Below are 12,019 nucleotides of genomic sequence, written 5' to 3'. Positions count from 1 at the left end.
TGATCAGGATGCTACGGCAGGCATGCTGATGACGGGATTTTTGCCCCCGGCACGCTGTTCTCCAGCGTCTGTCGCATGCTCGCCGGACAGCCCATTCATCTCCCTGTTCGAGAAGCGGTGCCGACGAGGCGGATGACGGCTGCGTCTCCTACAAAGATGCCGACGACGCCGGTGTGCCGCTTGATTTCGCCGCTCACCTGCCCAATCGGGTTGGTCGCGCGCAGCATGGCTTGATGCTTCTTCGCGAAGGACATGCAAGCCAGGCACGTCGTACTAGGCGTCATCCATGAGGCTGGTCAGCTTCGGCACCCTCGGGCCAGATCTGGTCGGCGACGGCGCGCCCTGTGGTGCTGGCAGCCTCGGCCGTGTCTTGCGCGAGGGTGATTGCGATGAAGGCTGAGACGACACGCCGCCTGCTCTTGCCGAGATAGTTGAGGACGTTGCGTTGGACGCGGACACGGCACCGCTGCCAGGAAGCGCTGAGCACCTTCAAGGCCGCAGCCCAATGTCTTCGTGAAAGTCGTTGATGAAAAGCTTCACGCCCCGCAGGCCGCCCAGCGTCAGCTAGGGCGTGATGTCCGTTCAGGTTAGTTGGGCATTCGGATGTGCCGATATCGAGACCTAGAATCTCGCGCCGCTCGTCCGGGTTGTCGCCGATGGCGATGATGCCAGCCACCAAGAAGATTCTCATCGGTCCAAGCTTGTCCGACGCTGCCCTCCTCAGCGGCATGCCAAGATCGCAGAAAGGCCGGCTTGCGCCGGCCGTTCGTCATTCGCTGTCCCTCGCCAGGTCAGATACGGTCGATCTGCGCGTCGATGGCCGAGGCGACCTCGCGGCGGATGACCACGCGGAGGTTGCGCGAGAAGCGCTCGCCAAGCTCGCCCAGCAGCTCGGCCCGGATCATCTCCTGCAGCTCGGCCTGCATGCCCTGATCGACCGTCGCGCGCAGGCTGGCGCGCAGCTCGTCGCGGATCATGCCTGCAAGATCGCCCCGCAGCTCGTCGCGGATGCGGCTGCCGATCTGGCCCTGAAGCTCGGACTGGACGGCGATTGCCAGCTCGGCATGGGCGGCTGCCCGCGCCTCGGGCAGCGCCTCGGCCAGAAGCTGCTGGCGCAGCGGCTCGCGCAGCTCGGCCAGCGAGGTCTCGATCCGGGCGGGCAGGATGCTGTCGAAGCCGCGCGCCAGCTTCGCCTCGGCATCCTGGGCGAGCCGCGCCTCGATGGCCGCGGCCATGGCCTCGAGCCGGGTCGCGACGGGACCCGACAGCGCCGCGTCGATGCCCTGATCGAGGCGCTGGTCCAGCTCGGCCGCAACGCTGCGGCGCAGCTGCACGCTCTCGATCTCCATCTTCGCGGCGAGCGCGGTCTGAAGACCTGCATCAAGCTCCGACTGGAGCTGCGCCTGCAGCCCGTCGATGCGCGGCAGCAGAAGGTCCGGCAGCGCCTGTTCGATGCCGTCGCCGATCAGCTGGTGGACCTCGGTCCGTATCTCGGCGCAGCCGGCGGCGAGGTCCTGCCGCAGGCTGGCCTGCAGGGCGTCGCGGGCAGCCTCGGCCGCCACGGCGAGCGGCGCGGGCAGCGACGCATTCACCGCCGCGGGCACCAGCTGCTGCAGTTCGAGCTGCAGCCCCGCGCGAACCTCGGCCATCTGCAGCGGCAGCGTCGCCTCGATGGCGGTCGGCACGGCGATCTGGACCTGCTGCTCCAGGGCGTCCTGCATGAGCGACAGCCCGGTTTCCATCTGGGGCGGCAGCGCGGAGGCCACGGCCGCGGGAACCAGCTCGCGCAGCTCATCCGACAGCTGGACCTGCAGACCGCGAAGCCCCGCGTCCAGCGGCGCGGGCAAGCTGGCCGCGATAGCCTGAGGGACCATCTGCTCGACCTGCTTGCCGAGCTCGGAGGTGGCGACCTCCATCCCCGCGGCCAACTGCGCGGGCAGCGTCTGCTCGAGCCGCGCGTTGATCTGGTCGCGGAGATCCGCGAGCCCCTGATCGAGCCGCCCCGGCAGCGACAGATCGATGCGGGTCGCGACCTCGCCCTCGACCTGGGTGCGCAGTTCGGCGCGCAGCTCGTCGCGCAGGGCCGAGGCGCGGGCGTCAAGCCGCGCCAGTTCGTCGTCCAGCCGCTCGGTCAGGCTGTGGCCCAGCTCGGACAGGAGCCGCCCGCGCAGTTCCTGCCCCTCGTGCTGCACGAGGCCCGGCAGGGTGCCGCGCAGGGCAGCGGCGGATTTGTCGATATGCGATTCGAGCCGCTCGGCCAAGGTCTCGGTCTCGTACTGGACCTGCCGCGGCACCGTCGCCGAGACGATGCCGGTCACCCGCTCCTCGAGCCCCTCGTGGAGGCGGGCGCGGTGACGGTCGAGCGCCTCGCCGCCCAATTCGCGCTGGACCAGCGGCTCGAGCCGGGACTGGACCTGCTGCTCGATCAGCAGGTCGAGGAGCTCGCGCGTCGAGGCCTCGTCATGAGCCGGCAGGGCCGTGGCGGCAGGTGCGGGCGGCACGAGCCGCGCCTCGGGCGCGAGCTTGAGGGGGGCGGTGCCGATGATCTCGTCCTCGTCGATCTCGTCGAAGAGGCTGCCCATGCGGCGGGCAAGATCGTTCTGCGGGCGGACCGGCTTGTCCGCGACAGGGCGCGGCGCGTCCGGCGCGTTGGCCAGCGTGCCGAGCGGCCAGCCGTCGTCGGCGGCAGGAGGTTCGGTCGGGCTGGCCGGGGGTGCGGCGCGGTCGACGCCGGCCAGCTGGCGGGCCAGCGCCGGGTTGCCGCCGTGGCGGCGGGCGAGAAACTCGGCGCCGTCTTCCTGCGCGACGCGGTCGCGCAGGGCCTGCAGGCGATCGCGGGCGGCGGAGAGGGCATCATCCTCGGCGATCAGGCGGCGGATGTTGTGCAGGACGTTGCCGAAACCCTCGGCCGCTTCGGGATCGGCGGCGGCCGGGGTTGGACGCAGGAAATGGGGGCGCGGGTCAGACATGACGGCCCCCGGACAGGCGGGAGGCGTCAGTTCCCCCGACCGATGGCGCGCAGGACGCGATCCAGGCTTTCGCCCTGCTGACTGGTGGACGGCGCATTTCGCACCGCGTTGTAATACTGCGTCGGGTCATAGGTCGGGATCCCCAGGTTCAGGTTTTCTACCGTCAAGAGACCCATAGCAGCCAAGAGTTGATAATGTGCTAACTGGAGGTTGGACTCGGCCGTGATCCGGTTGGCCCGCGCCTCGAGCAGCGACTGTTCCGCATCCAGCACGTCCAGCGTCGTGCGCGCGCCCAGCTGCGCTTCCTCGCGCACGCCGTCATAGGCCTGCTGGGCGGCCGAGATCTGCTGGTCGATGGCGCGGATCTGCGCGCGCGCGACATCGATGTTCGCCCAGGCCTCGCCCACGGCCAGCGCCACCTGCCGCGAGGTCTGCAGAAGGCCGGACCGCGCCTGGTCGCGCTGCGCCATGGCGCTGCGATGCGTCGCGGACAGACGGCCACCAGAATACAGCGTCTGGTTCAGCTCGATCCCGATCTGCGAGGAGTTGCGCGTGCTATAGTCGCCAAGCGTGTTCGGGCTGCGCGTGACGCCGACCCCGGCATTCGCCGTCAGGTTCGGGCTGCGTTCGGCGGCGGCGGCGGCGACCCTGATCTCGGCGGCGGCGGCCTGGCGCTGCGATTGCAGGATGGCCGGGTGGTTGCGCTGCGCGATGGCGCGAGCCTCGTCGGCCGAGGGCGGCAGCTGCGGCAGCGGCGGCGGCGCGGCCAGGGCGCCCGGGCGGCGGCCGGTCGCCAGGACAAAGGCCTCGCGCGCGATCTCGAGCTGGCCCTGCGCGGCCGCAAGGCTGGCTTGGGTCGCCGCAAGCTGCGCGTCGGCCAGCGCGACATCGGTCACCGTGATCTCGCCCACGTCGAAGCGGTCCTGCGCCGCCTGACGCTCGCGGCCGAGCACGTCGACCGAGTTCTGCTGCAGCGAGACCTGCTGGGTCGCCTCGCGCACGTTGAAGAAGGCCTGCGTCGCGTTCAGCAGCACGTCCTGCTCGATCGAGACGAGCGCCTGGCGCGTGGCCAGCACCAGCTCCTTGGCGCCGTCGATCTCCAGCTGCGAACGTCCGAAGTCGTAGAGCGTCAGTGATGCCGTCAGCGAGACCGAGCTGTTCCTGAGGGTGGGGGAGCCCTCCGGGCGCTGCACCGTGTGGCTTGCGGCCCAATTTACCACCGGGCGCAGCCGCGACAGGGCGATGGCCACGTCCTCGTCCGCGGCGCGCAGGACGGCGCGGTTCTGCTCGATCAGCGCGGAGTGGCGGTAGGCGGCGACCAACGTGTCGGCCAGCGATTCGGCCTGCACCGGAAGCGCGAGACTAAGGCCCGCCGCGGCTGCGAGCGCCAGCCGGCGCAGCGCGCTCACAGCGAGAACCCGGGCGCGCGGGCGAAGGCGTCCAGCACCGGCGCCGTGGCGTTGAAGGCGTAGCGCCAGCTGGTGCGGCCGTTGATGCGGTGCCCGATGCGGGCGACGCCGAGCGCGCCCTCGATGAAGACCGCGCCGATCCGGCCGCCGTCGCGCAGCTGCGCCAGGATCGCCTCGGGGACCTCCTGCACGGCGCCCTCGATCAGGATCACGTCGTAGGGCCCCTGCTTCGGGGCGCCCTCGGTCAGCGGTGCGGTCAGGACGGCGGCGTTGAAGATGCCCCCCTCGGAGAGGCGCCGTTCCGCCTCGGCGGCAAGATCGGCCTCGCTCTCGATGGCGACGACCGCTTCGGCCATGCGCGCGATCACCGCGGCCGAATAGCCCAGCCCGCAGCCCAGGTCGAGAACCAGCTCGCTCGGCTGGATGTCCAGCATGTCCAGCAGCTTGGCCAGCGTCCGCGGCTCCAGCAGGGTGCGGCCGTGACCGATGTCGAGGTTCTCGCCCGAATAGGCCACCTGGCGCAGCGCAGCGGGGACAAACTCCTCGCGCGGGACGGCGAGCATCGCCTCGATCACCGGCAATTTCGTCACGTCGCTGGGGCGGACCTGGGTATCGACCATCATCGTGCGCCGGGCGGCGAAATCGGTCATGTTAGGGAACCTCTGCTCGAGCCTTGTCCCGGCCGTATTGCCATGTTTCCCCTGCCTCGGCAACGCCGCAGGTCGGCGCCACGCCCCCTTCGGACGGCGCGCCGGCGAGACTTGCGCCGCCCTTCGCCATCCGCTATGTCGTCCCCACTCTTGGCGGCGGGTTGGCGGAGAGGTTACGCACCGGATTGCAAATCCGTGAAGACCGGTTCGATTCCGGTACCCGCCTCCAGCATCACGCAGGGCCTTGGGCCGCGGCGCGTCAGATAAACAAATATCAACTCTGTTCCCGCTCGCGGGCGGGCGGCGGGCTGCTATCCTCAAGGTTGCAGAACGTGATGACTCCGGTACGCGCGATGACCGCAACCCTTCGGCCTGGCATCAACATCTACACCCGCGCCATCGACGGCGTGACGGGGATGATGGCCGCGACCGGCGCCGCGCCGCCCCTGCGCGACGTGGCGCGCGAGATCGCCGTGCCGCTGGATCAGCTCCGCCGCGTCTTTCCCGACGAATGCGCCCTGCTGGCCGCGATGGCCGAGAACGCGATGCTGCTGTTGCACCACACCTTCATCGAGGTGATCACGCGCGTCGATCCCGACGACCCGGTCGCCCAATTCACGGCCCTCGCCGACGCCTATGTCGAATGGGGCGTCCGCTACCCGCGCGAGTTCCGCGTCATCGGCCAGATGCCCGCCTCGATCTTCGAGGCGAACGCCCAGTTGCTGCGCTACGAGCAGTCGATCCACGAGCTGATGCTGAAGATCCTGCAGCGCGGGCGCGAGCTGGGCCTCGTCTCGGCCGGGGGCGACCTGCAGACCTTCATCTCCCTCGCCCATACCTACGCCTATGGCGTGGTCAGCAAGATGCTGATGGGCGACCTGGCGCGCTGGAATCCCGGCATGACGGACCGCGAGGCGGCCCGTCACAACCTGCACGTGTTCATCCAGCAGTTCCTGCGGGTCGGCGCCTAGCCCTGGCCGCCCCCGGCGGAGCTGTCGGCATCGCGCACCTCGACCTCGGGGCGGTCGAGGCCCGAGGACTGCTCCTCGTGCCAGTTGCCGTCCTCGTCCTGGTACTGGATCGCCTCGGACGGGCCGGGGATCTCCTGGCGCGCGGCGGCGTCATGGGCGGCGGCGGTCGCCTCCTCCTTTGTCGCGTAGGTCTCGGAGAAGACGTCGTCCAGCTTGTAGGCCCAGCCCCCGTCATGGGCGACGATCTCGTAAACGATCCTGGTCATCTTGGTCCTGCCTTGCAATGTGTCCGCCAAGCCAAGGCGGCCGCCCCCCTTGCGGTTCCAAGGGCGGCCATCGCGAGGCGGCTTGCAAATCGATCCGGCGCGGATCATTCCGGTGCGGCTGCGCAGAAGAGGGGGCTGCGGATGATCTACCAGGCAACGACCCGAGTCGCGGAGGCGGCCCTGCGCCTGCGCGCGGCGCTTGGCGGCTCGGCGGCGCTGCGCGAGCGGCTGGTCGCGGGCGACGCGCCGGCGTCGGCCGCGATCTGGGTGCACGGCGCCTCGGTGGGCGAGCTGACTTCGGCCCGGCCGGTGATCGAGGCGCTGGCCGAAAGGGCCTCGATCCTCGTCACCGCCAACAGCGAGACGGGGCGCGACATGGCGCGGGGCTGGGGCCTGCCGGCCCGGCTGGCGCCGCTGGACCTTCCCGGTGCGCTGGACCGTTTCCTCGCGGCGGCGCATCCGCGCGTGCTGGTCACCGTCGAGAGCGAGTTCTGGCCGCTGCGCTCGCGCTATCTGGGCCAGCGCGGGATCGCCCATGCGATGATCGGGGCGCGGATGTCGGAACGCTCGGCGGCGACCTGGGGGCGGCTGCCGCGGATCATCCGCCCGATGCTGGGGCGCATCGCCGCGCTTTCGGCGCAGGACCAGGCCAGCGAGGCGCGGCTGCTGGCCTTGGGCCTGCCGGCGCGGGCGCTGATGCCGCGGCTGGACCTGAAGCTGCTCCAGCCCGCCCGGCTCGTGCCGCCGCCGGCCAGCGCGGCCCGCGACGGGACCATCCTCGCCGCCTCGACCCACCCCGGCGAGGACGAGCTTATCCTCGATGCCTTCGCGCAGCTGCGCCGGCAGCGCCCGGGCCTGCGGCTGATCCTCGCCCCGCGCCATCCAGCCCGCGCGGACGCCGTCGCGGCGCTGATCGCCGCGCGCGGGCTGCCGATGCTCCGCCGCAGCGACAGCTGGGCCGAGGCGCCGGACGGGGGGGTCCTGCTGGCCGACACCCTCGGCGAGATGGCGCGGTGGTATGCCGCGGCCGGGATCTGCCTCATCGGCGGCTCGCTGGCCGATCATGGCGGCCATACCCCGTGGGAGCCCGCGGGCATGGCCTGCGCGCTGCTGCACGGCCCGAACGTGTCGAACTTTACCGAAAGCTTCGAGGCGCTTCACGACCGGAACGCCGCGCTGGCGGTGGGGCCGGAGGATCTGGCCACGGCGATCGCGCGCCTTCTGGACGATCCCGCCCTGGCGCGCCGGATGGGAGAGGCCGCGCGGGCGCTTCTGAGCGCGCGCGCGGGCGATCCGGCAGCGCTGATCGGCCGCATCGCCGATCTTGCCAGCCTCGGGCCGGATGCCGATATGAAAGGCATGTGACAGGAGCGACCAGATGATCCGCTACGCCTTGCGCTGCGAGAAGGGGCATGACTTCGACGGCTGGTTCCGCTCGTCCGAGGCGTTCTCGGCCATGAGGACGGCCGGTCAGGTGACCTGCGCCGCCTGCGGCAGCGCCGAGGTCGAGAAGGCGCTGATGGCGCCGGCCGTCGCGGCCGACACGCCCGCGCCCCGGCCCCTGGCCGAGCCGCGCAACCCGCAGGAGGCGGCGCTGGAACGTCTGCGCCGGCATGTCGAGGAGACCTCGGACTATGTCGGCCTGAGCTTTGCCGAGGAGGCGCGCGCGATCCACGAGGGCGAGCGCCCCGCCCGCGCGATCCACGGCGAGGCGCGCCCCGAGGAGGCCCGCAAGCTGCTGGAGGACGGCATCCCCGTCGCCCCCCTGCCCTTCCTGCCGCGCCGCCGCGCGAACTGACGGGCGGGCAGGCTGGCGGGCTGGCGGGCTGGCGGGCTGACGGGCGGGCTGGACCGGTTGCCGGGGGCCGTCCGCCCGCCGTCGCCGGCCTCGCAACCCCTTGCGGATCATCCGGCCCGCCCCTACAAGCCCGCCGAACATAACCCTTGGCTGGAGGCCCTTGATGCCGCTTCTGGTGATGAAATTCGGCGGCACCTCCGTGGCCGATCTGGACCGGATCAGAAACGCCGCCCGCAAGGTGCAGCGCGAGGTCGAGCGTGGCTATGACGTCATCGTCATCGTCAGCGCCATGTCGGGCAAGACGAACGAGCTGGTGGGATGGGTCGAGCAGACCTCGCCCCTGTTCGATGCGCGCGAATACGACGCCGTCGTCAGCTCGGGCGAGAACGTCACCGCCGGCCTGATGGCCCTGACCCTGCAGGAGATGGGCGTGCCGGCGCGCAGCTGGCAGGGCTGGCAGGTGCCGATCAACACCACCGCCGCCTATTCCGCCGCCCGCTTCGTGGACATTCCCCGCAAGAACCTTGACCAGAAATTCGCCGAGGGCTTCAAGGTCGCGGTCGTCGCGGGCTTCCAGGGCCTTTCGCCCGAGGGGCGGGTGACGACGCTCGGCCGCGGCGGGTCCGACACCACCGCCGTCGCCTTCGCCGCCGCCTTCGGGGCCGAGCGCTGCGACATCTACACCGATGTGGACGGGGTCTACACGACCGACCCGCGCATCACCTCGCGGGCGCGCAAGCTGGACAAGATCGCCTTCGAGGAGATGCTGGAGCTGGCCTCGCTTGGTGCCAAGGTCCTGCAGACCCGCTCGGTCGAGCTGGCGATGCGCTACAAGGTACGGCTTCGGGTGCTGTCCTCCTTCGAGGACACCGACGAGAATTCCGGCACGCTGATCTGCGATGAGGATGAAATCATGGAATCGAAAGTCGTCAACGGCATCGCCTCGTCGCGCGACGAGGCCAAGATCACGCTCGTGACGGTCGAGGACCGCCCCGGCATCTCGGCCGCCATCTTCGCGCCCCTGGCCGAGGCCGGGGTGAACGTGGACATGATCGTGCAGAACATCTCGGAAAAGGATTACGACGATCACCCCGGCTCGGTGACCGACATGACCTTCTCGGTGCCGATCAACCAGGTCGAGCGCGCGAAACGGGCGATGGAGGAGGCCAAGGCCGCCGGCGGGATCGCCTATGACGAGCTGGTCGTCGACACCGAGGTCGCCAAGGTCAGCGTCGTCGGCATCGGCATGCGCAGCCATGCCGGGGTCGCCGCGCGGATGTTCAAGGCGCTGGCCGACGAGAACGTCAACATCAAGGTCATCTCGACCTCCGAGATCAAGATCTCGGTGCTGATCGACCGCAAGTACATGGAACTGGCCGTCCAGGCGCTGCACGACGCCTTCGAGCTGGAGAAGGCCTGACCGACCCCGCGGCGGCCGGCCCGGCCGCCGCACCCCCGGCAATTTCTGCCGGCCGACCCGTTTTCGAAGCAGTCTTTCTTAATGCCCGATCGCCGCTTTTCCGCGCGCCGCACTGCCGTTGCCCCGACGCCCCTGCCGCACATGGCTTGCGCATGAGCACGGCTTCGATACAACGGCAGAAGACGCACCCGAACGACCCGCCAGATCAGGACCCGATGCCCGACCGCACCGAAAGCGACTCGCGCAAGCTGCTGCGGCGCCTCAAGGAGATTTTGGGCGCGCCGGGCGGCGGGCAGGACCGGCTTGACCGGATCACCCGGCACATCGCGCAGTCGATGGGCACCGAGGTCTGCTCGATCTACCTCTTCCGCGACCCGCAGACGCTGGAGCTGTGCGCCACCGAGGGCCTGCGCGCCGAGGCCGTCCACCAGACGCGGATGCGCCTCGGCGAGGGGCTCGTCGGCCGCGTCGCCCGGACCGGGCGCAACGTCAACACTGCCAACGCCCCCTCCGAGCCAGGCTTCCGCTTCATGCCCGAGACCGGCGAGGAGGTCTATTCCAGCTTCCTCGGCGTGCCGATCCAGCGCGTGGGCGAGCGGCTTGGCGTCCTGGTCGTGCAATGCGTCGCCGCCCGGCAGTTCAGCGAGGACGAGGTCTACGGGCTCGAGGTCGTCGCGATGGTGCTGGCCGAGATGACCGAGCTCGGCGCCTTCCAGGGCGGCCAGTCCGACAGCATGCCGCAGGCGCACCGCTTCCCGCAGATGTTCCGCGGCGCCACCGGGCAGGAGGGCGCGGCCGCAGGCCATGTCTGGCTGCACGAGCCGCGGGTCGTCGTCGCCAATCCCGTGGGCGACGACCCCGAGAAGGAGCTGCTGCGCCTCAACGAGGGCGTCGAGCGGCTGCGGAGCACGGTGGACAAGATGGTCGCCGCCGCCGACATGGGCGGTGAGGGCGAGCATGCCGCGGTGCTGGAAGCCTACCGGATGTTCGCCCATTCGCGCAGCTGGCTGCGGCGCATGGAAGAGGACATCCTGCTGGGCCTGTCAGCCGAGGCCGCGGTCGAAAAGGAGCAGTCCACCGCCCGCGCCCGGCTGGAGATGGCGGCCGATCCCTACCTGCGCGACCGCCTGCACGATCTCGACGACCTGTCGAACCGCCTGCTGCGCATCCTGACCGGCCAGGGCAGCGACACCGGGGCCGAGATGCCGTCGGACCCGATCCTCGTCGCGCGCAACATCGGCCCGGCCGAGCTTCTGGAATACGGCCGCCGCCTCAAGGGCGTGGTGCTGGAGGAAGGCTCGGTCGGCAGCCACGCCGCCATCGTCGCCCGTGCCCTGGCCATCCCGCTGGTGATCCATGCAAGCCGCATCACGACCGAGGCGCTGAACGGCGATCAGATCCTGGTCGACGGTGATCAGGGCGTCGTGCACCTGCGCCCCGAGGAAAGCGTCCTCAAGGCGTTCCTCGACAAGATCGCGATGCAGGCCGCCGCGCAGGACCGCTATGCCGGGCTGCGCGACCTGCCCGCGACCGGAACCTGCGGCACGACCATCCAGCTCTACATGAACGCCGGGCTGATGGCCGACCTGCCCTCGCTGGAAGGGTCGGGGGCCGAGGGGGTCGGCCTTTTCCGCACCGAATTGCAGTTCCTCATCCGCAACCACGTCCCCCGCCGGGCCGAACTGGCGGGGCTCTACCGCCGGGTGCTGGACAACGCGCAGGGCAAGCCCGTGCATTTCCGCACGCTGGACATCGGCTCGGACAAGGTGCTGCCTTACATGAAGCCGCAGGACGAGCCGAACCCCGCGATGGGCTGGCGGGCGATCCGGGTCGGCCTCGACAAGCGCGGCATCCTTCGGATGCAGGTGCAGGCGCTGATCCGCGCCTCCGTCGGGCGGCCGCTGCACGTCATGTTCCCCTTCGTCGCCGACATCACCGAATACGAGGCCGCCTACCGCATCCTGATGCAGGAGATGGCGCGCGAGCAGCGGCTCGGCCACGAGATGCCGAGCGACATCCGCGTGGGCGCCATGCTCGAGACGCCGTCGCTCGCCTATGCGCCGAAGAAATTCTTCGAGATGTGCGACTTCATCTCGGTCGGCGGCAACGACCTCAAGCAGTTCTTCTTCGCCGCCGACCGCGAGAACGAGCGCGTGCGCCGCCGCTATGACACGCTTAGCACCTCGTTCCTGGCGCTGCTGCGCCAGATCATCGCCCGCTGCGACGAGGCGCGCGTGCCCCTGTCCTTCTGCGGCGAGGATGCGGGCCGGCCGATCGAGGCGCTGACCTTCGCCGCGCTCGGCTTCAGGCGGCTGTCGATGCGCCCGGCCTCGATCGGGCCGGTCAAGCACCTCATCCGCCGCGTGGACCTGACCGAACTGCGCGCCGTCATCGACGAGGCGCAGGAGAGCGGCCTCTCCAGCATCCGCGGCCCCGTCACCGCCTGGCTGGCGCGGCAATAGGCGGACTGCAGCGCGCGCGGGCAGAAAATCGCTGCAAATGCTTCCGTAACGGCCATTGCGCCGCGCCCGCTTGT

Annotated in this window: 11 protein-coding genes and 1 tRNA gene; 6 read left to right on the top strand and 6 right to left on the bottom strand. The window is 70.3% G+C overall.

What is annotated here, in order from left to right; all coding sequences use genetic code 11:
- Positions 1 to 95: 95 nt before the first annotated feature.
- The 5 genes from BLP73_RS19865 to BLP73_RS00270 all read right to left on the bottom strand — a co-directional run bounded on the left by BLP73_RS19865 (position 96) and on the right by BLP73_RS00270 (position 5,028).
- The gene (locus BLP73_RS19865; protein ID WP_175453178.1) at positions 96 to 254 is read right to left on the bottom strand and encodes a transposase; all 159 of its coding nucleotides are present in this window, start codon (positions 252 to 254) and stop codon (positions 96 to 98) included.
- A gap of 26 nt (positions 255 to 280) precedes the next feature.
- The gene (locus tag BLP73_RS18875) at positions 281 to 676 is read right to left on the bottom strand and encodes a transposase (RefSeq protein ID WP_175453177.1); all 396 of its coding nucleotides are present in this window, start codon (positions 674 to 676) and stop codon (positions 281 to 283) included.
- 115 nt (positions 677 to 791) lie between these two features.
- Entirely contained in the window at positions 792 to 2,969 is a 2,178-nt protein-coding gene (locus tag BLP73_RS00280; RefSeq protein ID WP_090739516.1) for a coiled-coil domain-containing protein, read from the bottom strand.
- Positions 2,970 to 2,995: 26 nt separating this feature from the next.
- Complete coding sequence (locus BLP73_RS00275) at positions 2,996 to 4,378, bottom strand: TolC family outer membrane protein (RefSeq protein WP_425415676.1); 1,383 nt, start codon at positions 4,376 to 4,378, stop codon at positions 2,996 to 2,998.
- The gene (locus tag BLP73_RS00270; RefSeq protein WP_090739514.1) at positions 4,375 to 5,028 is read right to left on the bottom strand and encodes a protein-L-isoaspartate O-methyltransferase family protein; all 654 of its coding nucleotides are present in this window, start codon (positions 5,026 to 5,028) and stop codon (positions 4,375 to 4,377) included. The genes BLP73_RS00275 and BLP73_RS00270 overlap by 4 nt, the downstream gene beginning before the upstream one ends.
- A 155-nt stretch (positions 5,029 to 5,183) precedes the next feature.
- Here BLP73_RS00270 and BLP73_RS00265 point away from each other — a divergent pair.
- Both BLP73_RS00265 and BLP73_RS00260 read left to right on the top strand, forming a co-directional pair.
- Positions 5,184 to 5,257: transfer RNA gene (locus BLP73_RS00265), tRNA-Cys, on the top strand.
- 124 nt (positions 5,258 to 5,381) lie between these two features.
- A complete protein-coding gene (locus BLP73_RS00260) occupies positions 5,382 to 5,999 on the top strand; it encodes a TetR/AcrR family transcriptional regulator (RefSeq protein WP_090739511.1) in 618 nt (205 codons plus the stop codon).
- On the opposite strand, the gene BLP73_RS00255 is transcribed toward BLP73_RS00260, so the two are convergent.
- On the bottom strand, positions 5,996 to 6,265 hold the full coding sequence (locus BLP73_RS00255) for a DUF2188 domain-containing protein (protein ID WP_090739509.1): 270 nt from the start codon (positions 6,263 to 6,265) through the stop codon (positions 5,996 to 5,998). The genes BLP73_RS00260 and BLP73_RS00255 overlap by 4 nt on opposite strands.
- 141 nt (positions 6,266 to 6,406) lie before the next feature.
- On the opposite strand from BLP73_RS00255, the gene BLP73_RS00250 reads away from it, so the two are divergent.
- The 4 genes from BLP73_RS00250 to ptsP all read left to right on the top strand — a co-directional run bounded on the left by BLP73_RS00250 (position 6,407) and on the right by ptsP (position 11,945).
- Positions 6,407 to 7,630: a 3-deoxy-D-manno-octulosonic acid transferase gene (locus tag BLP73_RS00250; RefSeq protein ID WP_090739507.1), complete on the top strand. Its 1,224-nt coding sequence runs from the start codon at positions 6,407 to 6,409 to the stop codon at positions 7,628 to 7,630.
- 13 nt (positions 7,631 to 7,643) lie between these two features.
- Positions 7,644 to 8,063, top strand: coding sequence for a DUF1178 family protein (locus BLP73_RS00245; RefSeq protein ID WP_090739505.1), 420 nt, complete (start codon positions 7,644 to 7,646; stop codon positions 8,061 to 8,063).
- 163 nt (positions 8,064 to 8,226) lie between these two features.
- A complete protein-coding gene (locus BLP73_RS00240) occupies positions 8,227 to 9,483 on the top strand; it encodes an aspartate kinase (RefSeq protein WP_090739503.1) in 1,257 nt (418 codons plus the stop codon).
- A gap of 215 nt (positions 9,484 to 9,698) precedes the next feature.
- Positions 9,699 to 11,945: a phosphoenolpyruvate--protein phosphotransferase gene (gene ptsP, locus BLP73_RS00235; protein ID WP_090739500.1), complete on the top strand. Its 2,247-nt coding sequence runs from the start codon at positions 9,699 to 9,701 to the stop codon at positions 11,943 to 11,945.
- The last annotated feature ends 74 nt before the right edge of the window (positions 11,946 to 12,019 follow it).

This window comes from Paracoccus tibetensis (genome assembly GCF_900102505.1).
Taxonomy (GTDB): Bacteria; Pseudomonadota; Alphaproteobacteria; order Rhodobacterales; family Rhodobacteraceae; genus Paracoccus; species Paracoccus tibetensis.
The sequence above is the reverse complement of the archived record's forward strand: the minus strand, read 5'-3'. Positions and strand labels throughout refer to the sequence as shown.